Source organism: Streptomyces sp. Isolate_45, from assembly GCF_024721315.2.
Classification (GTDB): domain Bacteria; phylum Actinomycetota; class Actinomycetes; order Streptomycetales; family Streptomycetaceae; genus Streptomyces.
The window spans coordinates 21,449-42,217 of record NZ_JANFAK020000068.1 but is presented as its reverse complement, the minus strand read 5'-3'; the positions used below and the strand labels follow the sequence as shown (position 1 = coordinate 42,217).

The 20,769-nt window shown below is 73.8% G+C and carries 18 protein-coding genes and 1 tRNA gene; 7 read left to right on the top strand and 12 right to left on the bottom strand.

The window, feature by feature from the left end; all coding sequences use genetic code 11:
• The first annotated feature begins 3 nt into the window (after positions 1 to 3).
• The 3 genes from NOD94_RS22065 to NOD94_RS22055 are packed head-to-tail and all read left to right on the top strand — an operon-like array spanning position 4 to position 3,810.
• Positions 4 to 1,362 carry a PP2C family serine/threonine-protein phosphatase gene (locus tag NOD94_RS22065; RefSeq protein WP_281207764.1) on the top strand — a complete coding sequence of 453 codons (1,359 nt, stop codon included), beginning with the start codon at positions 4 to 6 and terminating at the stop codon, positions 1,360 to 1,362.
• 41 nt (positions 1,363 to 1,403) lie between these two features.
• Complete coding sequence (locus NOD94_RS22060; RefSeq protein ID WP_281207761.1) at positions 1,404 to 2,729, top strand: VWA domain-containing protein; 1,326 nt, start codon at positions 1,404 to 1,406, stop codon at positions 2,727 to 2,729.
• Between the two features lie 46 nt (positions 2,730 to 2,775).
• Complete coding sequence (locus NOD94_RS22055; protein ID WP_281207763.1) at positions 2,776 to 3,810, top strand: FHA domain-containing protein; 1,035 nt, start codon at positions 2,776 to 2,778, stop codon at positions 3,808 to 3,810.
• On the opposite strand, the gene NOD94_RS22050 is transcribed toward NOD94_RS22055, so the two are convergent.
• The gene (locus NOD94_RS22050) at positions 3,807 to 4,847 is read right to left on the bottom strand and encodes a methyltransferase domain-containing protein (RefSeq protein ID WP_281207760.1); all 1,041 of its coding nucleotides are present in this window, start codon (positions 4,845 to 4,847) and stop codon (positions 3,807 to 3,809) included. The genes NOD94_RS22055 and NOD94_RS22050 overlap by 4 nt on opposite strands.
• Positions 4,848 to 4,968: 121 nt before the next feature.
• Between NOD94_RS22050 and NOD94_RS22045 the strand changes: the two genes are divergently transcribed.
• Positions 4,969 to 5,370, top strand: a complete 402-nt coding sequence (locus NOD94_RS22045) for a globin (protein ID WP_281207759.1) — start codon at positions 4,969 to 4,971, stop codon at positions 5,368 to 5,370.
• A gap of 33 nt (positions 5,371 to 5,403) precedes the next feature.
• Here the strand turns inward: NOD94_RS22045 and NOD94_RS22040 are convergent, their stop codons facing one another.
• From NOD94_RS22040 to ettA, 3 genes are read right to left on the bottom strand one after another with little or no spacing between them, the layout of a single operon-like run.
• Positions 5,404 to 6,135 (bottom strand): hypothetical protein, encoded by a 732-nt coding sequence (locus tag NOD94_RS22040; RefSeq protein WP_281207758.1) that lies wholly within the window; start codon positions 6,133 to 6,135, stop codon positions 5,404 to 5,406.
• On the bottom strand, positions 6,132 to 6,587 hold the full coding sequence (locus NOD94_RS22035; RefSeq protein ID WP_281207757.1) for a thioesterase family protein: 456 nt from the start codon (positions 6,585 to 6,587) through the stop codon (positions 6,132 to 6,134). The genes NOD94_RS22040 and NOD94_RS22035 overlap by 4 nt, the downstream gene beginning before the upstream one ends.
• Positions 6,588 to 6,596: 9 nt before the next feature.
• On the bottom strand, positions 6,597 to 8,261 hold the full coding sequence (ettA, locus tag NOD94_RS22030) for an energy-dependent translational throttle protein EttA (protein WP_281207756.1): 1,665 nt from the start codon (positions 8,259 to 8,261) through the stop codon (positions 6,597 to 6,599).
• Positions 8,262 to 8,437: 176 nt separating this feature from the next.
• Between ettA and NOD94_RS22025 the strand changes: the two genes are divergently transcribed.
• Complete coding sequence (locus tag NOD94_RS22025) at positions 8,438 to 9,049, top strand: hypothetical protein (protein ID WP_281207755.1); 612 nt, start codon at positions 8,438 to 8,440, stop codon at positions 9,047 to 9,049.
• A gap of 111 nt (positions 9,050 to 9,160) precedes the next feature.
• Here the strand turns inward: NOD94_RS22025 and NOD94_RS22020 are convergent, their stop codons facing one another.
• The 5 genes from NOD94_RS22020 to NOD94_RS22000 form a co-directional block, all read right to left on the bottom strand.
• A complete protein-coding gene (locus NOD94_RS22020) occupies positions 9,161 to 10,756 on the bottom strand; it encodes a bifunctional phosphatase PAP2/diacylglycerol kinase family protein (protein ID WP_281207754.1) in 1,596 nt (531 codons plus the stop codon).
• Positions 10,757 to 10,909: 153 nt separating this feature from the next.
• Positions 10,910 to 12,127, bottom strand: coding sequence for a thioester domain-containing protein (locus tag NOD94_RS22015; protein ID WP_281207753.1), 1,218 nt, complete (start codon positions 12,125 to 12,127; stop codon positions 10,910 to 10,912).
• Between the two features lie 308 nt (positions 12,128 to 12,435).
• The gene (locus tag NOD94_RS22010; protein ID WP_281207752.1) at positions 12,436 to 12,843 is read right to left on the bottom strand and encodes a single-stranded DNA-binding protein; all 408 of its coding nucleotides are present in this window, start codon (positions 12,841 to 12,843) and stop codon (positions 12,436 to 12,438) included.
• A gap of 125 nt (positions 12,844 to 12,968) precedes the next feature.
• Positions 12,969 to 14,894 carry a YfjP family GTPase gene (locus tag NOD94_RS22005; protein WP_281207751.1) on the bottom strand — a complete coding sequence of 642 codons (1,926 nt, stop codon included), beginning with the start codon at positions 14,892 to 14,894 and terminating at the stop codon, positions 12,969 to 12,971.
• Positions 14,895 to 14,898: 4 nt separating this feature from the next.
• Positions 14,899 to 16,512: a dynamin family protein gene (locus NOD94_RS22000; RefSeq protein ID WP_281207762.1), complete on the bottom strand. Its 1,614-nt coding sequence runs from the start codon at positions 16,510 to 16,512 to the stop codon at positions 14,899 to 14,901.
• Positions 16,513 to 16,844: 332 nt separating this feature from the next.
• On the opposite strand from NOD94_RS22000, the gene NOD94_RS21995 reads away from it, so the two are divergent.
• Both NOD94_RS21995 and NOD94_RS21990 read left to right on the top strand, forming a co-directional pair.
• A tRNA-Arg gene (locus NOD94_RS21995) sits at positions 16,845 to 16,917 on the top strand.
• Positions 16,918 to 17,010: 93 nt separating this feature from the next.
• Positions 17,011 to 17,682 carry a histone deacetylase gene (locus NOD94_RS21990; protein WP_281207750.1) on the top strand — a complete coding sequence of 224 codons (672 nt, stop codon included), beginning with the start codon at positions 17,011 to 17,013 and terminating at the stop codon, positions 17,680 to 17,682.
• 98 nt (positions 17,683 to 17,780) lie between these two features.
• Here the strand turns inward: NOD94_RS21990 and NOD94_RS21985 are convergent, their stop codons facing one another.
• Genes NOD94_RS21985 through serA form a run of 3 tightly spaced genes read right to left on the bottom strand, consistent with a single transcriptional unit; the run spans position 17,781 to position 20,763 of the window.
• Complete coding sequence (locus NOD94_RS21985) at positions 17,781 to 18,608, bottom strand: alpha/beta fold hydrolase (protein WP_281207749.1); 828 nt, start codon at positions 18,606 to 18,608, stop codon at positions 17,781 to 17,783.
• On the bottom strand, positions 18,605 to 19,108 hold the full coding sequence (locus tag NOD94_RS21980) for a YbaK/EbsC family protein (protein WP_281207747.1): 504 nt from the start codon (positions 19,106 to 19,108) through the stop codon (positions 18,605 to 18,607). The genes NOD94_RS21985 and NOD94_RS21980 overlap by 4 nt, the downstream gene beginning before the upstream one ends.
• Positions 19,105 to 20,763 carry a phosphoglycerate dehydrogenase gene (gene serA, locus NOD94_RS21975; RefSeq protein WP_281207746.1) on the bottom strand — a complete coding sequence of 553 codons (1,659 nt, stop codon included), beginning with the start codon at positions 20,761 to 20,763 and terminating at the stop codon, positions 19,105 to 19,107. Before serA ends, NOD94_RS21980 begins: the two co-directional genes overlap by 4 nt.
• Positions 20,764 to 20,769 lie beyond the last annotated feature (6 nt).

Below are 20,769 nucleotides of genomic sequence, written 5' to 3'. Positions count from 1 at the left end.
GGGCTGCCCGCGCCCGGCTGGGGCAGCGTGGCCGAGGCCGCCCCGACCCTGGTCGACGACGGCTCCGTCATGCCGGGCCCGAGCGTGCCCTGGGGCGCCTCCGACGCCGGGCACGAGGGCTCGTACGGACAGGAACAGGGCCGCCACCAGGCCCCGTACGGACAGGAACCGACCCGGGGCGATGCCCCGCACGGGCCCGAGCCGACCCGTCACGAGCGGCCGCACGGTCAGGAGCCGGGCCACCACCAGGCCCCGTACGGGCAGGATCCCGTGCGCCACGACCTCCCCGGCGGCGCCGGGGACCCCGGTGCGCCGGTCGGGGACGGGGCGTGGGGGGCGCCCGCGCACGAGGAGCCGTACGGCGCGCAGGGCGGAGCCGCGCACGAGGACCCGTACGGCGCCGTCCCGGCGGGGGACGGCGGGAAGACCTGCGTCGCCTGCCGCGCCGGGCACGTCGACCCGGACGGGTACTGCGAGCACTGCGGCCACGCCCAGCCCCGCGAGCGGGACCACCTGGAGGAGGAGCTCGGCAGCGTCGCCGCCGTCAGCGACCGCGGCCTGCGCCACCACCGCAACGAGGACTCCTTCGCGGTGTCGGCGACCGCCCTGCCCGACGGGTCGGCCGCCACCGTGGCCATCGTGTGCGACGGCGTCTCCTCCGCGAGCCGGCCCGACGAGGCCTCGGCCGCGGCCGCCCGCGCCGCCAACGAGGCGCTCCTCGACGCCCTCCCCCGCGGCGCCCACCCCCAGGAGGCCATGCACGAGGCGATCCTCGCCGCCGCCACCGCGGTGAACGCCCTCGCGCCCGAGACTCCCGGGGCGCAGAACGCGCCCGCCTGCACGCTGGTCGGCGCCGTCGTCAGCGGCGGTGTCCTGACCATCGGCTGGGTCGGTGACAGCCGCGCCTACTGGGTGCCCGACGACCGTGGCGCCATGCCCCGGCGCCTGACCGAGGACGACTCGTGGGCCGCCCAGATGGTCGCGGCGGGCCTGATGGGCGAGGCCGAGGCCTACGCCGACGTCCGGGCCCACGCCATCACCGGCTGGCTCGGGGCCGACGCGTACGAGCTCGAACCGCACACCGCCAGCTACAAGCCGGATCACCCCGGCGTGGTCGTCGTCTGCACCGACGGCCTCTGGAACTACGCGGAGTCCGCCCGGGACATGGCCCAGGTCCTGCCCTCCGACGCGGCCGTCCGTCCCCTGCACAGCGCGCAGGTCCTGGTGGGCCACGCCCTCGACGGGGGCGGGCACGACAACGTCACCGTCGCCGTCGTGCCCTTCGCCGCCGTACCGGAACCGGGGGCCCCCGGCGCCGGCCCGGAAGCGGAAGCCGAAGCGGAACCGCGCCCCCGGGCCTGACCCGCCCGTCCCCGTCAGCCAGCCCCCGAGGAGTCCAGTCGATGGCGAACTTCGCCAAGCCGAGCGCCCCGCGCTTCAGCGTGGAGGTGTACCAGAACGAGTTCCTGCCCGAGGGCGGCCGGGACGTGCACGCCATCGTGACGGTCACCTCCAGCGGGGGCGCCACCGCGACGGCCGCCCGCGTCCTGGGGCAGGACGCGGCCGTCGTGATCATGGTCGACTGCTCGGGCTCGATGGAGTACCCGCCGGACAAGATGCGCGGGGCCCGCGAGGCGACGGCCGCCGCGATCGACACCCTGCGCGACGGCACCGCCTTCGCCGTGATCGCCGGCACCCACGTGGCCCGCGAGGTGTACCCGGGCCAGGGCCGGTTGGCCACCGCCGACCCGGCGAGCCGCGCGCAGGCCAAGGAGTCGCTGCGCGGTCTGACCGCGAGCGGCGGCACCGCCATCGGGACCTGGCTGCGGCTGGCCGACGGACTGCTCCGCCGGTCCCCGGCCACGATCCGGCACGGGATCCTGCTCACCGACGGCCGCAACGAGCACGAGGAACCCGCGGTGCTGCGCGCCACCCTCGACGCCTGCGCCGGCCGCTTCACGTGCGACGCCCGCGGCGTGGGCACCGACTGGGAGGTGAAGGAGGTCACCGGGATCGCGGGCGCGCTGCTCGGCTCGGCGGACATCGTCGCCGATCCGGCCCACCTCGCCGAGGACTTCACGCGCATGATGGAGAACGTCATGGGCAAGGAGGTCGCGGACGTGGCGCTGCGCCTGTGGACCCCGGTGGGGGTGGAGGTCCAGTACGTCAAGCAGGTCGCGCCCGCCGTCCAGGACCTGACCGGCCGCCGCACGGAGGCCGGGCCCCGCGCCGGGGACTACCCGACCGGGTCGTGGGGCGACGAGTCCCGCGAGTACCACGTCTGCGTCCGGGTGCCGGGGGCCTCCGTCGGCCAGGAGATGTTGGCGGCCCGCGCCTCGCTGGTCCTGCCCGGGCCGGCGGGCGAGCCCCGGCCGCCGCTCGCCCAGGGGCTGGTCAGGGCGGTGTGGACCGACGATCTGGCCGCCTCGACCGCGATCAGCCCGCAAGTGGCGCACTACACGGGACAGGCAGAACTCGCGCAGGCTATCCAACAGGGCCTGGAAGCCCGCAAAATGGGTGATGTGGACGGGGCCACGGCCAAACTGGGGCGTGCCGTGCAGTTGGCGAGCGTCTCCGGGAACGCCGACACTGCCAAACTGCTGGCGAAGGTGGTGGATGTCGTCGACGCGGTGGCGGGTACTGTGCGGCTGAAAGCGAAGGTCGCCGATGCCGACGAGATGACCCTTGAAACGCGTTCGACGCAGACCGTCCGAGTGAAGAAGTCCTGACAAGAAACCTGACGCGATGACGCAGGAAGAAGGGGGAAGCGCCGCGATGCCGACCTGCCCGAACGGGCACCAGTCCGCCTCCGACGACTGGTGCGAGGTCTGCGGCCACCGCATGGCTGCCCCTACGGGCACCCCCGCGGCGCCCTCCTACGGATACGGCTACCCTCCCACGGCCGGTGAACCGACCGCCCAGGCGGAGCTGTGCCCGCAGTGCCGGACCCCGCGCGAGGCCATGGCCCCGTTCTGCGAGGAGTGCCGGTACAACTTCCTGACCCGTACGCCGACTTCGTACGCGCCGTTGTCCCCGGACGCGACGGGCACGGGTGCGGGGCCCGGCACCGGGGCGGGCGCGCAGCCCGGCCCGCCGCCCCCGCCGCCGGCCCAGGCACCGCCGGTCTTCTCCCAGGACCACTTCGAGTACCAGGGGTCCCGGCCGTCCCGGGTCAACCGGCCCGCCGAACCGCTCCAGCGGGAGGACGACTGGCTGTTGCCGCCGCCCTCGCACGAGCAGCAGGGCCAGTCCGGGCAGCAGCCCGTGCAGCAGGAGTACCAGCAGGAGTACTACCAGCAGCAGGCTCCGCCGTCTCAGGAGTACCACCACCAGCAACAGCCGGTGCAGCAGCACCACGAGTACCAGCAGCACCAGTCGTTCCCGCCGCAGAACAACCCGGCGCCGGTGTCCTGGTCGGCGACGATCGCACCCGACCGCTCGTACTTCCTGGCGATGATGCAGCGCAGCGGCCCGGAGGCCGCCGCGCTCAACCTGCCCGCGTACTCCCCCGAACAGCACCTGCCGCTCTCCGGCGGCCAGATCACCATCGGCCGGCGCCGCGCCTCCACGGGCGAGGCCCCGGACATCGACCTCGCGGTGCCGCCGGAGGACCCGGGCGTCTCCCACCAGCACGCGGTGCTCGTCCAGCAGCCCGACCTCAGCTGGGCGGTCGTCGACCAGAACTCCACCAACGGCACCACCATCAACGGCGGTGAGGAGCCGATCCAGCCGTACGTGCCGGTCCCCCTCTCCGACGGCGACCGCGTCCACGTGGGGGCCTGGACCACCATCACCATCCGCCGCGGCTAACCGGGCCGGACCGGTTCCCCCAGCGGCCACACGTACGGGCCCTGGGGGTCGTCGAGCCAGGACCACTGGCCCTCCGCCGTGATCGTGACCCCGAACCGCTCGCGCGGCGGCCGGCCCTCCCTGCGCCACAGGTCCAGGGCCTCACGGGGGTGCAGCACGCCCGCGGTCAGGATCAGCAGGAACTGGAAGCGCTCGTTCGCCACCAGTTCGTACGGAACCCCGTGCAGCGGACCCGTCGTCCCGGCGGGGGTGGGCGAGGCCGTGGCCCCGCGCAGGGGGACGAAGTAGGCCGAGGTGTGCAGGAAGTGGCCCTCGGCGAAACCGGCGTCCCGGACGGTGAGCGCGATCAGCCCCGTCGACAGCGGCGCCAGGATCCGCGCGCCCGGCCGACACTGGGCGGGCCAGGCGTCCGGGATCAGCGGCAGGGTGCAGGTCACCAGGATCCGGTCGAAGGGGGCCCGGGAGGGGCAGCCGCGCGCCCCGTCCCCCGTCACCACCGTCGGGCGGTACCCGAGCAGCGCCAGGTGGGCCCGCGCCGACTCGGTGATCTCCTCGTCCAGGTCGACCGTGGTGACCAGGTCCTCGCCGAGCCGGTGGCAGAGCAGGGCGGCGTTGTAGCCGGTGCCCGCACCGATCTCCAGCACGTTGTCGCCGTCGCGCACCTCCAGCGCCTCCAGCATCCTCGCCATCAGCGAGGGCTGGCTGCTGGAGGAGACCAGTTCGCCGTCGCGCAGTCGGGTAGCCAGCGGGGTGTCGGTGTACACGCCGCGCAGCCAGCGGGCCCGCTGTTCGGGATCCGGGTCCTCGCCCCACAGCCGTTCGTGCCCGGCGCCGCGGCCGGTCCAGAAGTACGGGACGAACACGTGCCGGGGCACCGCCGCGAAGGCGGCCCGCCAGGCCGGGTCCTCCAGCGCCCCGGCCGCCGTCAGCTCCCGCACCTGGGCGGCGTGCGCCGCCGCCCGCGTGTCCCGGACCGCTTCGTCCGGCGTGCTGCGGGACCTGCGTGGGGTGTGTGCCCCCGTGCCACCCGTGCCCATGACTCCACTGTGCTGCGGGCGGGCCTCCCGTGCGACCCCTGCAAGAGATCATGCGACCCCTGCAAGAGATCAAGGCCCTGGGACCGGAGTCCTCCGTCCGGGTGTCTGAGACGATGGTCGGGTGAATGACGATCCGCAGAGCACGGTCCAGGAGCAGACCTTCTACGAGCTGGTGGGCGGCGAGGACACCTTCCGCCGGCTGGTCCACCGCTTCTACCAGGGGGTCGCGGGGGACCCGCTGCTGCGCCCGATGTACCCGGAGGAGGACCTCGGGCCCGCCGAGGAACGCTTCGCGCTGTTCCTGATGCAGTACTGGGGCGGCCCGACCACCTACAGCGACAACCGGGGCCACCCCCGCCTGCGGATGCGGCACGCGCCGTTCCAGGTCGACGCCGCCGCGCACGACGCGTGGCTCAAGCACATGCGGGTGGCGCTGGACGAGATGGGGCTGGCGCCGGAGCACGAGGCGCAGCTGTGGCGCTACCTGACCTACGCGGCCGCCTCGATGATCAACTCCGCCTGAGTCCGGCCGGCCCGGGGCGTCGGGTCGGGGAGGTCAGACGGGACGTACCTGGAGGGCGCCCAGGCCGCCGGTCCGCCCGGGGCGCCGGGTGGCGACGGACCCGTACGGGGTGCTGAGGCGCAGCCAGCCGCCCGAGGCGAACAGCGCCACGGGGGCGGGCGCCGTGACCGGCGCCGCCACGGGGGGCGTCGCGGCGGGGACGGGGGTCCTTACCGGGCGCAGGAAGCCCAGGGACTGCGCGGCGTGCACGGCGCGCAGCGGAAGTTCGGTGTCGCCCAAGGTCCGCGACCAGATCTCGCGGCCGATGCGGTCCCGCTCGGAGCGGGTCCGGTGCTGCGGGGGCAGGGCCTCGTCCCGGGCCCGGAACTCGGTGACGGCCGCGGCCACACAGGCCCTGACCGCCTCGGGGGAAGGAAGGCCCGGCACGGGCTGCCAGCCGCCGCGGGGCGGCAGCACACCGGCCCAGGGGGGCCCGGTGACCGGCGCGGGCACGACGGCGCCGGCGGTGGTCTCGTCGATCGCCTCCAGCAGCTCGCCCGCCGACACCGTGAGGTCGAGCGGTGTCGCGAGGGGCTCGGCCAGGCGGGCCGTACGGACGGCGAGCACGTCGAAGGACGGCGGGCGTCCGAAGACGGCGAGCGCGCCGCCGCCCGACCGCGCCTGCAGGCGGACGGCGGCGGCGCGGTCGTAGTGCACCAGCCGACCCAGGAAGGCGGCGAGGTCCGCCGCCTCCCCGGGATCGACGAAGCGCAGCTGCTCGGTCATGCCGCGAGGCGCCCTTCGGCGGGCTCGGGCCGGTCGAGGTACTCCTCCAGGAAGCGACGCTCCTCCGCGGTGATGCGGCGGGGACGTCCCTCGGCGAGGTTGTAGGGCACGACCACGGTCTCGGCCCGTACGTACACCGTCTCCGGCGCGTCCTGAGTCGCCTCGTCCTTGACCTCGTAGCGGATGGTCAGGGAAGCGGCGCCGATGCGGGTCACCCAGGACTCGATGAGGACGGGCTCGTGCCGGTGCACCAGGGGCAGCTTGTAGTCGATCTCGTGGCGGGCCACGACGGAGCCGCCCGTGAAGGAGTCGCTGCCCTCCCCCGGCGCCAGGCGGAACATGAAGTCGATCCGTGCCTCCTCCAGGTAGCGGAGGAAGACGACGTTGTTGACGTGCCCGAAGGCATCCATGTCCGCCCAACGGAGGGGGCACCGGTAGTGGTGTCTCGCCATGGTCTCGACCTAGCCCCGGGTGAGCTTCTTGTAGGTGGCACGGTGCGGACGCGTGGCGTCCGGGCCGAGCCGCTCGACCTTGTTCTTCTCGTAGGACTCGAAGTTGCCCTCGAACCAGTACCACCTGGACTCACCCTCGTACGCGAGGATGTGCGTGGCGACCCGGTCCAGGAACCAACGGTCGTGGGAGATGACCACGGCCGCACCGGGGAATTCGAGGAGCGCGTTCTCCAGCGACGACAGGGTCTCGACGTCGAGGTCGTTGGTGGGCTCGTCGAGGAGCAGCAGGTTGCCGCCCTCCTTGAGCGTCAGCGCCAGGTTCAGGCGGTTGCGCTCACCACCGGACAGGACACCGGCCGGCTTCTGCTGGTCCGGACCCTTGAAGCCGAAGGCGCTGACGTACGCGCGGGACGGCATCTCGACCTGGCCCACGTTGATGTAGTCCAGCTCGTCCGACACGACCGCCCAGAGGGTCTTCTTGGGGTCGATGTTGGCGCGGCTCTGGTCGACGTAGCTGATCTTGACGGTCTCGCCGACCTTGATGGCGCCGGAGTCCGGCGTCTCCAGGCCCTGGATCATCTTGAAGAGCGTGGTCTTGCCGGCGCCGTTCGGGCCGATGACGCCGACGATGCCGTTGCGCGGCAGCGTGAACGACAGGTCGTCGATGAGGACCTTGTCGCCGAACGCCTTGGTGAGGTTGTTGACCTCGACCACGATCGAGCCCAGACGCGGGCCCGGCGGGATCTGGATCTCCTCGAAGTCCAGCTTCCGCATCTTGTCGGCCTCGGCCGCCATCTCCTCGTACCGGGCGAGACGGGCCTTGGACTTGGTCTGACGCCCCTTGGCGTTGGACCGCACCCACTCCAGCTCTTCCTTGAGGCGCTTCTGGCGCTTCTCGTCCTTGCGGCCCTCGACCTTGAGGCGGGTGGCCTTCTTCTCCAGGTACGTGGAGTAGTTGCCCTCGTAGGCGATGGCGCGGCCGCGGTCGAGTTCGAGGATCCACTCGGCGACGTTGTTCAGGAAGTACCGGTCGTGGGTGACCGCGATGACGCAGCCCTTGTACTGCGAGAGGTGCTGCTCCAGCCAGTTCACCGACTCGGCGTCGAGGTGGTTGGTGGGCTCGTCGAGGAGCAGCAGGTCGGGGGCTTCCAGCAGCAGCTTGCAGAGCGCCACGCGACGCTTCTCACCGCCGGAGAGGGTGGTGACAGGCCAGTCGCCGGGCGGGCAGCCCAGCGCGTCCATGGCCTGCTCCAGCTGGGCGTCGAGGTCCCACGCGTTGGCGTGGTCCAGGTCGTCCTGGAGCTTGCCCATCTCCTCCATCAGCTCATCGGTGTAGTTCGTCGCCATTTCCTCGGCGATCGCGTTGAACCGGTTGAGCTTGCCCTTGATCTCGGCGACGCCGTCCTCGACGTTCTCCAGGACGGTCTTCGACTCGTCGAGCTTGGGCTCCTGCATGAGGATGCCGACCGTGTAGCCGGGAGACAGGTACGCCTCACCGTTCGACGGCTGCTCGATGCCCGCCATGATCTTCAGAACGGTGGACTTACCGGCGCCGTTCGGGCCCACCACACCGATCTTCGCGCCGGGCAGGAAGTTCAGGAAGACGTCGTCAAGGATCACCTTGTCGCCGTGCGCCTTGCGCGTCTTGCGCATGGTGTAGATGAACTCAGCCAAGAGAAACCGTCCGGCAGATCGATGGTGGGCAGATACACCCCATCTTGCCAGTCGTCCATACCTGCGGGCGAATGGGTAGGTCAGAGGCCCCTGGGCCGGGGCCCGACGGTGGCCTGCGGGCGGCGGGTGGTGGGCGGCGGGGAAGGGTCTGGCCGGGGGTCCCCCGGGAGGGCAGGATGCTGCTGCGCCACCCGGCGCCGGTGGTCCCGGAGGTCCCCCTGAACAGCACTTCCCTCATCCCGCTCGCCATCGCGCTCATCGGCGTCGGCGGCACCCTCTTCGCCCCCCTGCTGACGCAGCGCCTCGTGGCCCGCGTCCAGGCGGAGCAGGGTGACCGGCAGGAACGGGTGGCCGACGCCCAGTGGCGGCGCGAGCAGCAGGTCTCCGCGCTGGACAAACGGCGCGACTGCTACGTGGCGGCGAACTCCGGCTACCGCCGCTTCCGCGTCGAGCTCATGAACTACCTCTGGCTGGTGCACAAGGACGCGGTCGCCCCGGAACGGCGAACGGCCCTGGAGGACGCGCGGCACGCGATGCACGCGTCATTCGCCGAGGCCCAGATGGCCGCCTCCGACGCGGTCCTGGCGGAACTGGACGCGATGTCGCAGACCTTCGCGTCCCTGTACGACCGGGTCATGCGGCTGGAGGAGGGCAACCCCGCGCCGGACGGTTCGTTCGAGGAGATCCAGTCCGGGCTGCTCCGGGCCAACGAGCAGTGGATGGTCATGCGCGGCGCGATGCGCGCCGACCTGGGGGTGGAGCCGGGCCCGGCGGTGGAACCCTTCTAGGGCCTGCCCCGCCGGGGCTTGCCCCCGGGGGGCGTGCCGGGTCGCGGACCGAGGGCGGTGCGACGCCCGGCCGACGGTTCCGCCCCGGCCGCGGGGCCGGGGCGGTGGGCGTCAGTGGGGGCGGTAGACGGTGAGGGCGTCCGGCAGGGCGTCGAGGACGAAGGCGGCGGGGGCCTGGGCGTACTCCCCGTCGTAGGCGAGCGGGGTGCCCGGCGGGACGTCCGAGACGCGCAGGCTGCGCAGCTTGCTCGCCACGTGCACCGGGGAACGGGTCAGCGGGCCGGTGAAGGCGGCGGCGAGGAGCCGGGGTCCGGGGCGGCCACCTCCGAGGACGAGCCGCAGGTCGAGCAGGCCCTCGCCGAGGGTGGCGCGTCGGCGCGGCGTCGGGCCGGTCCCCTGGTAGGTGCCGTTGCCGGCGAAGAGCAGCCACACGCTCCGGGGTCGACCGGCCAACCGGAGCCGTACGGGCCGCTCGGCGCGCAGTACCTGCCAGGCGGCGAGCAACGCGGCCGGCCCGCCGCCGATCCGCGGGCCCCAGTGCAGCCGGTGGCGCAGCAGCTCCGGGTACGCCCCGACGCTGAAGTTGTTCAGGAAGTACCCGGAGTCGTCGCCCGGCCGGGGGCCGGCTCCGGGGACCGGGACGGAGCCGGAGCCGGATCCGGTACCGGAGCCGGCGTCCGGGTGGTGGCCGGTGGCCGTACTCGCGGGGGCGTCGGGGGCGTCGGGGTGGCGGGGGCCGGGGGTGAAGCGGCCGACGCCGACGCGGACCGCCTCGCCCGCCGCGACCGCGCGGCAGGTGTCCGCCGGGCCGGCGAGGCCGAGGTCCAGCGCGAAGTGGTTGAGGGTGCCGCCGGGGAACACCGCGAGCGGCACCCCGGCCCGCAGCGCGGCGGTGGCCGCTGCGTTTATCGTGCCGTCCCCGCCGCACACCCCGAGGACGGTGGCCCGGGACGCCGCCGCCGCCAGCTCGGCCACCAGGTCGCCGCTGCCGACCTCCACCAGCTCCGCCTTCGGCAGCCGCTCCCGCAGGACGTGGAGCCCGGCCTCCGCGGCCGTCCCCGAAGCGGTGTTCACGACCACCGTCAGCCCGTCCCCGTCCGGGAGCGCGGGGACTCCGGGCGCGGGCCGCTCGTCCCCCGGCACCACCCTGGCCTCCTGGGCGTCCCGCGCGAGCCGCCGTACGACGAACCCCGCCGCCACCCCGAGCGCCGCGCCCGCCGCGACGTCGGACGGGTAGTGGACCCCCGTGTACACGCGGGAGAACGCCACCGACGCGGCGACGGGCGCCACCACGGCCCCCCACCCCGGGGACTCCAGCGCCAGCCCGGCGGCGAAAGCGAAGGCCGACGCCGAGTGCCCCGACGGGAAGGAGGTGGTCTGCGGCTGCGTGTGCAACTGCCGCACGGCGGGCACCCCGTCCAGCAGCGGGCGGGGCCTGCGGACCGACCACTTGCCGACGGTGTTGATGGTCGCCGAGGCCAGCGCCAGCGAGGCGGCCCCGCGCAGCGCGGCCTTGCGGGCCCGGGGGGAGCCGAGCACGCCGATCGCCACCGCGGTCCCGCCCCACAGGACCCCGTGGTTCGCCGCCCGACCGAGGCGCGGCAGCACCCGGTCGGCCCCCGGCCAGTGCCGGCGGGCCACGGCGTCGAACAGCTGCCGGTCCCACCGCGCGACCGCACCCCGCCAGGTCAGTTCTTGATCAGACATCTCCAGCGCCTACCCCGGGGAACCGGTCCGGAATCAGACGAGCCCCGAACGCCACAGTCCGGTTCCGGCGCGCGGGTGGCGGCGCGCCGGAGCCCGGACCGCGGACACCGCCGGCGGGGCAACGGGCGACGGGCGACGGGCGACGGGGCCGTCCTACGCCCCGTCCTCCTCCGGGTGGTCGCCTTCGAGGGGGCGCTTGCGCAGGAGGAGGACGACCATTCCGCCCAGGACCACCAGGCCGACGGCCAGGGAGGCGATGACCGGGGTCGCGGCGGAGCTGCCGCTGGAGGCCAACCGTTCCCCGTCCGCGGAATCCGGGGACACCTGGGAAGCCGCGGATGCCGGGGGCCGGACGGTTGCCCGGGCGGTGGCGTCGGCGACGGGGACCTCGGTCGCTCCGGACAGGTTGCCGACCGGGCCCGCCGGGGCCTGCCCCGGTTCGCGCCACGTCGCGGCGGCCCCGGCCGAGGCCGCGGATTCGCTGGAGCCGGCCACGATCTGCGCCTCGGCGGGGACTCCGCTGGTGAAGACCCGCCCGACGGGGACCTTGGTGGAGCCCTGGACGGTGACGGAGGCCGTGCCGTCGGGAGTGCCCGCGGGCACATCGAAGTACAGGCGGCTTCCGTCGGTGGCGGAGGTCAGGGGCTTGCCGTCGGCGTCGACGACCCGGACCCCCATGGCGGCCGCTGCCGCGTCCGGGGTGACGGTCACGCTCTGGGCCCGGGTCCGCACCGTGACCGGTCCGATGCGGCTGCCGGTCGGCCCGGTGACGGGTCCCGTCGCCGGGCCGGGGTCCAGCCCCAGCGAGGCGGGCGGTTCGGGCAGTCGACCCGCCTCCCGCTGGAGGTAGTCGGCGAGGCGTTCGGCGGCCGGGTCGGCGGCCTCCACCGGGGCCCCGTCGGCCAGTCTCCAGATCGCCACCTGCGTACCGGCGGCCGCGCTCTCCGCGGTCAGCGAACCCGCTCCGGAGGCCTTGGCGAGCCCGGCCAGGTCGTTGAACTGGGGGTAGGAGTGCTCCAGGACCCAGCGGATGCGACCCGCCTCGGCGTTCCCGGCGAGGGGGCTGCCGCCCCAACCGGTCTCGGTGAAGCGGGCCTGGGGCTGCGCGTATCCCGCGACGCCCACTCCGTAGGTCTGGAGGGTGCCGCCACCGTCGACCCGCATCTCGTGGAGGCCGGCGGGAATCTGCCGGACCGAGCCGTCGCCGGCGCGCAGGACGGCCTGTCCGTACGTCTTGAGTCCGTCGAGGACGGCGCCGGCCCCCTCGGAGGTCCGACCCGTGGTCGGACCCGCGTCCGCCGCGGCCCGGGCTCCCGGTGCGGCGGTGAAGGCCGCCGCCGCCAGCAGCGCCACCGCGAGCGGCCGCCGCACGGAGGGCCTCCCCCCGCCGCCGGCTCCGGCACCCGGAGCGGGGACGGCAGGGACGACGGGAGTGGCCGCCCGGGCAGGAAGCGGAACCGCGGGTTTGGCGGTTCTGGGCGTTGATCGGGCGCCGGACGGCGCCATCGGAGCGGACTCCGGTCCGCCTGCGGCGGCGGCCGCGGAATCGGTGAACCCCGAGGATGCGGAGGATGCGGAGGATGCGGAGGACGCGGGAACAGCAATCGACACAGTCTTCCCCTTCGGGCCAAAGACCCAGGTGCCCGTGAGTACCGGGGAATCCTAGCCCCCTCGAACACTCAAACCACCGCCGCGTTCTGATTGCCCATCAGTGGGGTGTCCGTCCTGACCACCCGGCGGAACGCGGCCGTGCCGCGGTTGAGGTCGTGTCCGATCGCGATGGCGTCGATGTCGGCGGAGAACCACCGGACCCCGTCGCCGTCGGGCGGGTCCTCCCGGACCCGCAATCGTCCGTGGACCACGAGCGGTTCGCCGACGGACACGGAACCGGCCAGGTTCACCGCGAGTACACGGCGTGCCCACACCGTGTAGAAGCTGGTGGCCGCGTCCGTCCAGGTGTCCGTCCGCCGGTCGAAGTACCTCGGCGTCACGGCGAAGCGGAATCTCGCCGACGGGCCGGTGGTCGTCTCCTTGAAGTCGATCTGTGTCGCCACGTACCCGACCAGCGTCACCAGGGTGTCGTTCATCCCGGTCGCCCTCCCCCACGTCCGCCCACCCGCGCGGGCCCTCCGCACGGGTACCTCCGCGGACCGGCCGCGCGAGGTACGACCATGCTGGACCCGGCCCCCCGGGCCCCGCTCCGGCCTGTGGACTACTGGCGGGTTGTGGACAACTTGCTCCCCCCTGCGGCCACCGTGGCGTACTGCTCGCGCACCTCCCGGTAGCGCAGCAGTTCGGCCGCGACCGGTTCCAGGACCCTGGCCCGTCCGCAGCCCGCGGCGGCCTGCCGCAGTCGGCGTTCGGCGTCCTGTCCGTAGCGGCGGGCCGGGCCGCGTGCGGCGAGGGAGCAGGCCCACTCCACCAGCGGCCCGCCGATGATGCCCGCCACCATGAACAGCACCGGCGGCATGAGCTTCGGTTCGAGGACGCCCACGATCTGCCCGACGAGCCACAGCCCGCCGAAGATCTGAACGAGGGTCATGGCCGCCTGCGCCAGGACCGCGGCGGGCCACCACGTCGGCCGGGGCGGCTTGGCGCCGGGCACGGCGACCTCGGGGCCCAGGGTCACGGCCAGCTCGTCCAGCGCTTCGGGCAACTGTTCGCCGCCGCGCGCGGCGGTCTCCCGTACGGCTTGCGCCCAGGGGTCGGGCAGTCCGATGACCGCCTCGTCGGCGACGGTCCGCACGGCCTGTTCGACGCGCTGCCGGGCGGTCACCTCCTCCTCGACGGGGGTCTGCGCGGAGGGCGCGGTGGAGCGGCCGATCGCGGCGAGGGCGGCCAGTCCGGCCAGGGAGCGCGGGGCGCGGCGGCCCTCGTACCACCGCCACAGCCGCAGCCAGGGCGTTCCGCAGGCCTTGCCGGCGTTGCGCCGCCAGGCCCGTTCGGCGGCGAGGCCCGCCGCGTACGCGCCGACGGCTTCGGCGAGCCGGTCCTCGAACTCGGCGCGCGCCACCTCGCCGATCTCCGGCCCCGCGTGCCCGTCGGCGACGTACAGCGGGCGCAGGCGCAGCGCGGCCCGGTCGACATCGGCGGAGATCCGGCGGGTCGCGGCGCCCTTCTCCTGGGTGAACTGTCCGAGGAGTTCGCGAAGTTCCCCGACGCCCTCACCCGTGAGGGCGGACAGTCCGAGGACGGTGGCTCCGGGTTCGCCGTGCTCGCCGAGCGCGATGCCGTCGTCGTCGAGGAGTCTGCGCAGGTCGTCGAGGACGAGGTCGGCGGAGTCGCCGGGCAGCCGGTCCACCTGGTTCAGCACGACGAAGGTGACCTCGGCGTGCCCGGCGAGCGGGCGCAGGTACCGCTCGTGGAGGACGGCGTCCGCGTACTTCTCGGGGTCGACGACCCACACCACCGCGTCGACCAGTGCCAGTACCCGGTCCACGTGGTCCCGGTGCACGCCGAGCGCCGAGTCCAGGTCGGGCAGGTCGACGAGGACCATGCCGCGCAGCGCCTCGGCCTCGGAGGTCTCGCGGGGCCGGCGCCGCAGCCGGCCGGGGATCTCCAGCCGGTCCAGGAGGCCGGCGGCCCCGTCCGACCAGCTGCACGCGATCGGTGCGGCCGTGGTCGGGCGGCGCAGCCCCGTTTCGGAGATCTGCACTCCGGCGAGTGAATTGAACAGCGTGGACTTGCCGCTTCCGGTGGCTCCGGCGATGGCGACGACGGTGTGCTGCGGGGACAGCCCTCGGCGCGCCGAGGCCTCGTCGAGGACCCGGCCGGCCTCGGCGAGGGTCTTTCCGTCGAGGCGGGTCCGGGACAGTCCGACGAGCTGGCGCAGCGCGTCGAGGCGCGTCCGCAGGGCCTGGGCCTCGGGGCTGAGGGGTGGCGCGGAGACCTTGCCGCCGTCGCTGCCCGCCCCGGACACGGCGCGGACGAGTTCCTCCTCGCCCTCGCCCAGCACCTCGGCGTCGTCGTGGTCCCCGTCGCACAGGCCCTCGTCGCAGAGGCCCTCCCCGCACAGTTCGCCGCCGGGGCCGGGAGCGGCGCTCAGGCCCCTGCGGCCCTTGGGCCGGGGGCGGGAGCGTGCGATGAACCCGTCGTCCCAGCGGTCGTCGGTGCGGTCACGGTCGGTCAGGGCGGTCACCGCGTCACCTCTCCTTCTGCAGTACGGACAGCGCGGCGATCAGCTCGGCCTGTGGTTCCGGGGTCACTTCGAGCGCTTCCAGCGGGGCGAGACGGCGGTCGCGTTCGGCTCGCAGCACCTCGTCGAGGTGGTCGCCGACGAGTTCTCCGCCCCGGTCGCGCAGGCGTACGGCGGCCTGGACGCCGATCCGCTCGGCGAGCTTCTCCCCCGCCGGGCGGGCGCGCTTGCCGCCGAGGAGGGCGGCGACGAGGAGGGCCGCGACGCCGTCGGGGTCGGGCAGCGGCTGCTTGTCGAGGCGGGCGACCTCCTCCTCCGCGAGTTCCTCCAGGACGCGCCGCCAGCGCCGTACGGCCATGCCGATACGTTCCGCCGCCTCCCGGTCGGGGGCGGGCAGGGACACCGCTCCGGCGGCCGGTTCGCGTCGCCACGCTTCGGCGATCCGCTCGTCGGCGGCGGCGACGGCGCACTGGAGCAGCGCGGCGAGGGATTCGGCGAGGGAGTCCAGCAGCTCGTCGGCGCTGGTGTCGAGGGGGTAGCCGCGCCACCGGGTCAGGGCGTCCCCGGCGAGGACGGCGCCCTGGTCGAGGCGGCTGCGGACCCGCTTGCCCTCCCGCTTGTACGCGTCCTCGACGGCCGATGTCAGCCGTACGGCGGCGGCGTGCTGGGCGGCGACGGCCGAGGCCAGCTCCGGCATCCGCCGTCCGAGCGAGTCGAGCGCGCCCAGCGCGGTGCGCCCGACGGCGTACTGCCGGGCGGCCGGGTCCTGGGCGTGGTGGCTGAGCCAGGCGAGCAGGGGCGCGACGGCGCTGGCCGGCAGCAGTCCGCCCCCGCCCGCCGACTCGGGCAGTTCGGGCACCGTGAACCGGGGTACGTCGCCCAGCCCGGCCCGGGTGAGCAGGGCCCCGTACTGCCGCGAGACCTCGGTGAGCACCTGGTGCGGGACCCGGTCGAGGACGGTGACCAGGGTGGCCTTGTACTGCTTGGCGGTGCGCAGCAGGTGCCAGGGCACGGCGTCGGCGTACCGCGAGGCGGTGGTGACCATGACCCAGACGTCGGCGGCGCAGATGAGTTCGGCGGCGAGCGTCCGGTGCTCGACGACGAGGGAGTCGATGTCGGGGGCGTCGAGGATGGCGAGGCCGCGCGGGAGGGTGGCGACGGTCTCGATCCGCAGTTCGCGGGCGGAGGCGCGGCGGTTCTGTGTGCGGAGGTTGCTCCTCTTGGCCGGGCCGGCGGGTTCCTCGTCCTCCTGGGGCGCCCAGACGCGCATCAGGTCGGGGAGGATCCGCATCCCGGCGAACCAGTGGTGGTCATCCGGATGGCAGACGAGCACCGGTGTACGCGTCGTGGGGCGCAGTACGCCCGCTTCGCTGACCTGCCGGCCGACGAGGGAGTTGACGAGGGTGGACTTGCCGGCCCCGGTCGACCCGCCGATGACGGCGAGCAGGGGCGCCTCGGGCGCCTTGAGCCGGGGTACGAGGTAGTCGTCGAGCTGCGCGAGCAGCTCGGCTCTGGTCTGGCGGGCGCGCGGGGCGCCGGGCAGGGGCAGCGGCAGACGCACGGACGCGACCCGGTCGCGCAGGGCGGACAGGGCATCGAGCAGCTGAGGCCGTACATCCAAGGTCACCACATGCGAAGAATGCCCAATTTAGGACCATTTTTGAAGCTTATACGCCCTCTGCGCGCCGACGGCGACTCCAGCGGAACATCATGGACACGGCGGACGAGTGGGACGCAGGCATAACGAGTGCACAACACCCAGGGCGACGCGGCGCAAAAGCGATGCGAGAATCGCACCTGCCTGCGAGTATCGGGACCGCTTCACCGAACCTCCACATCGTGGCACGCGGGTGAAGCAACCGGGACAAGGCAACCGGAGCCCTATCCTTGACCCGGCACGGACGGACGCCCCACCCCCACCCCGGGGCTCCAGGCCACCACGGCCACCTTCGGGCCCCCGTAGCTCAGTGGATAGAGCAGGTGCCTTCTAAGCACTTGGCCGCAGGTTCGAGTCCTGCCGGGGGCACTCTTCACGTCCCACACTCAGCCCTCCCTCCGGGGAGGGCTTTCGTGCAGGTCAGCGGCACGCGGCCCCGCCCCCGACCCAGAGGAACCGAGCATGGTCGCGCACACCCCCATCCCGCTCACCCGGGCGATCCCCGCGCCCGAGCAGGTCTGGTACGCCTCCTACGGGTCCAACATGCACATGGACCGGCTCGCCGCATACATCGCGGGCGGGACGCCGCCCGGGGCGACGCGTACCTATCCGGGATGCCGTGACAGGCGGGCGCCGGAACGGTCGATCGCGGTCGAGCTGGAAGGTCGCCTGTACTTCGCCACGGAGTCCCCCGTGTGGACCGGTGGCCGCGGGTTCTACGACCCCACGGCCGCCGGGCGGATGTGGGGGCGCGCGCACCTGGTGACGGTCGGCCAGATGTCGGACATCGCCGCCCAGGAGATGTACAGGGATCCCGGGGCCGACCTGGACGTGTCGACGGCCGTACGGGACGGTCGCGACGAGCTCGGACCGGGGCGGTACGAGACCCTGATCTGCCCGGGCGCGATCGAGGGCATCCCGGTGCTGACGTTCACAGCCCCCTGGACCCTCCAGGACGTCGAGGTCCTCACCCCGTCGGCCGCGTACCTGCGCTACCTGGCCGGCGGCCTCCTGGAGTCCGGACCGTGGGAGGAGCGGGGCATCGCCCGGTACCTTGCCGCCTGTCCGGGTGCCGCCGGCTCCTGGACGGCCCACCAGGTCCGCGAGTTGTTCGCCGCCGGCACCGGCCGGTGACGCCGGCCCCCGACGTCGGCCGGTGACACCGACGTGAGCGCGGGGCGGGCCCGGAGCCGGGGGCCGATCGGGCCCCCGGGGCGGGCGTGCGGGGTGGCTCAGGCGGTGGCCGTGAGGTGCCGTGAGACGGACCCGATCAGGGCCTCTCGGTGCTCCAGGAGGTAGAAGTGGCCTCCGGGCAGGGTCTGGAGGTCGAAGCCCGCCGGGGCGACGTCGGACCAGGCGGCCATGTCCTCGATGGTGGTGGACGGGTCCTGGTCCCCGATGTGGGCGTGGACGGGACATCCGACCGGGGTCGCGGGACGCGGTCCGTAGGTGCCGACGACCTTGAAGTCCGCCCGGATCGCGGGCAGGAGGATCTCCCTCAGGTCGGGGTCGTCGAGCAGGGAGTCGTCGGTGCCGCCGAGCCGGCGGACCTCGGCGATCAGCGCCTCGTCGCCCTCCTCGTACAGGGAGCGCGGGGTCAGCCGGTGCGGGGCCTTGCGGCTCGACACGTGGAGCGCCGCGGGACGCACGCCGTACCGGCTTTCCAGCCTCAGGGCCACCTCGTAGGCGACGGAGGCGCCCATGCTGTGCCCGAAGAGGGACACGGGGACGTCCAGGAAGGGCAGCAGGGCCTCGGTGACCCGGTCGGCGAGCTCCTCCATCGAATGGACGCACGGGTCCGTGAGGCGGTCGTGGCGGCCCGGGTAGCGGGCGACGAGCACTTCGGTGTCCTCGTCGAAGGCGACGCCCCAGGAGTGGAAGAAGCTCGCCGAGCCGCCGGCGTGCGGCAGGATCAGGAGCCGACGGCTCGGATCGGCCCGCATGGCGTACCGCCGGAACCACCGGTCGCCGTCCGGTCGGACGGGGGCGGTGGCGCCGCGGTGCGCGAAGGCGGAAGCGGAGGCCGACGCGGAAGCAGCGGCCGAGGTGGAGGCGGTCATCCTGCCGTCCTCCGTACCAGGGCCCGTTGGGCAATGGCCACGACCCGGGGCCGGGCCAGCGCGAGGTAGTCGGCCGTGGCCAGGGCCACCGACCGGTCGAGCCGCGCCGCGTTGAAGAAGATCTCGTCGTGCACGAGCAGGCCCGGGTCGGCCACCAGGTCGAGTTCGGGATCGCGGGCGAACGGCACGACCGAACCGCTGACGCTGCCCGCCAGCCGCTCGGCCACGTCGCGGGCCGCGAACGAGGCCTCCGTCCCGGAGTACATGTCCCGCAGACCGTCCAGGTCGACCTTGCGGTCCCCCGGTACGACGGCCAGTACGTAGCGCCGGGTACGGCGGGTCAGCGCGACGCGCACCACCAGGCATTTGGCCGCCTGCTCCAGCGGGTGCCCGCGCAGCAGGCTGGCGGGCTCCGTGCGGCCCTCGGGGGCGTGGTCGATGACGCGGAACCGGGCCTGCGCGGTCTCCAGTTGTCCCATCAGCCAGTCGTGTGTCGTCATCTCGACCGCTCCACGGACCAGTTGCGGGTGGCGTCGATCCGGGCCGCCGCGTCGTCCAGGTGGTCCTGGGCGGACGGTCCGCCCGGGTCCCGTGGCGACTGCCCCCGGGCGGAGCGGCCGACGACCACCAGGACCTCCCCCGACGCCGCCGCGGAGCGGGCGACCTGGAGGGTTTCGATCGGGATCCCCGCGCGGCCGAGGACCTCCCCGACCTCGGCGATCACCCCGGCCCGGTCAGGGGCGCGGAAGAACGCGAGGTCGGCGGCGAGCGAGAGGTCCACCTCGAACCCGCAGACCTCCACGAGGCGTTCACCGGAGCGCGGGCCGCTCAGGGTGCCGGAGACGGACACCCGCTCCCCGGACGCGAGCGTTCCCTCGATGGCGACCAGGCTGCGGTGGACGGGGCTGTCCGGGCCGGTGGTCACCTCGGCGTGCAGACCCCGTTCCTGCGCGATCAGCGGGGCGTTGACGTACGAGATCCCACCCTCGACGACCCCGCCGAGCGCGCCCTTGAGCGCGGACAGGGCCAGTACGGCGGTGTCGTGGCGGGCGATCTCACCGGAGACCGTCACCCGGAGCCGCTCGGGCAGGCCGCCGGCCGTGGCCGTGAACAGCCCGCTCAGCCGTTCGGTGAGGGTGAGCCACGGGTCGAGGTCCTCGTCGACCGTGCCCGTACGCACGTTGACGGCCTCGGGGACGAAGCGTCCCGACAGGGCCCGGCGCACGGACGCCGCGACGGAAACCCCGGCGCGTTCCTGGGCCTCCTCGGTGCCGGCACCCAGGTGCGGGGTGACGACCACGTTGTCCAGTTCGAACAGCGGTGAGTCGGTGCAGGGTTCGGACGAGAAGACGTCGACGGCGGCGCCGGCGATCCGGCCTTCCTTGAGCGCGGCGTACAGCTCGGCCTCGTCGACGATCCCGCCGCGGGCGGCGTTGACGATCCGGACGCCGGGCTTGACCCGGTGCAGCGCCTCGAAGCCGATGAGACCGGCGGTCTCGGACGTCTTGGGCAGGTGCACCGTCAGGAAGTCGGACGTGGCGAGCAGCTCGTCGAGTTCGACGACCCGCACGCCGGCCGCCTCGGCGTATCCGGGCCGCACGTAGGGGTCGTGGGCGATCAGTTTCATGCCGAAGGGGGCCATGCGGCGGGCGACCAGCGTGCCGATCCGGCCGAGGCCGACGATGCCGAGCGTCTTCCCGGAGAGCTCGACGCCGGTGAACCGGCTGCGCTGCCAGTGGCCATCCTTGAGGGCCGCGTCGGCCTGCGGGATGTTCCTGGCCACCGCGAGCAGCAGTCCGACGGTCAGTTCGGCCGCGCTGACGATGTTCGAGGTGGGGGCGTTGACCACCATGACTCCGGCCCGGGACGCGGCGGTCACGTCCACGTTGTCCAGGCCCACTCCGGCCCGACCGATCACTTTGAGCCGGGTTCCCGCCGCGATGGCCTCCGCGTCCATGCGGGTGGCGCTGCGCACCAGGACCGCGTCGGCCGCGGGCAGGGCTGCCAGCAGCTCCGCCCGGTCGGCGCCCGCGCAGTGCCGGACCTCGAAGTCCGGTCCCAGGGCCTCGACGGTTGCGGGTGAGAGCTCCTCGGCTATCAGCACGACCGGTTTTCCCACCGGCCTGTCGGCCGACTCTTCAACTGGCTTTTCCATGACGCG

Coding starts and splice junctions, on each gene's coding strand:
- NOD94_RS22060 (WP_281207761.1), top strand. CDS start 1,404: ATGGCGAACTTCGCCAAGCCGAGCGCCCCGCGCTTCAGCGTGGAGGTG.
- NOD94_RS22055 (WP_281207763.1), top strand. CDS start 2,776: ATGCCGACCTGCCCGAACGGGCACCAGTCCGCCTCCGACGACTGGTGC.
- NOD94_RS22050 (WP_281207760.1), bottom strand. CDS start 4,847: ATGGGCACGGGTGGCACGGGGGCACACACCCCACGCAGGTCCCGCAGC.
- NOD94_RS22040 (WP_281207758.1), bottom strand. CDS start 6,135: ATGACCGAGCAGCTGCGCTTCGTCGATCCCGGGGAGGCGGCGGACCTC.
- NOD94_RS22035 (WP_281207757.1), bottom strand. CDS start 6,587: ATGGCGAGACACCACTACCGGTGCCCCCTCCGTTGGGCGGACATGGAT.
- NOD94_RS22025 (WP_281207755.1), top strand. CDS start 8,438: ATGCTGCTGCGCCACCCGGCGCCGGTGGTCCCGGAGGTCCCCCTGAAC.
- NOD94_RS22020 (WP_281207754.1), bottom strand. CDS start 10,756: ATGTCTGATCAAGAACTGACCTGGCGGGGTGCGGTCGCGCGGTGGGAC.
- NOD94_RS22010 (WP_281207752.1), bottom strand. CDS start 12,843: ATGAACGACACCCTGGTGACGCTGGTCGGGTACGTGGCGACACAGATC.
- NOD94_RS21990 (WP_281207750.1), top strand. CDS start 17,011: ATGGTCGCGCACACCCCCATCCCGCTCACCCGGGCGATCCCCGCGCCC.
- NOD94_RS21985 (WP_281207749.1), bottom strand. CDS start 18,608: ATGACCGCCTCCACCTCGGCCGCTGCTTCCGCGTCGGCCTCCGCTTCC.
- NOD94_RS21980 (WP_281207747.1), bottom strand. CDS start 19,108: ATGACGACACACGACTGGCTGATGGGACAACTGGAGACCGCGCAGGCC.
- serA (WP_281207746.1), bottom strand. CDS start 20,763: ATGGAAAAGCCAGTTGAAGAGTCGGCCGACAGGCCGGTGGGAAAACCG.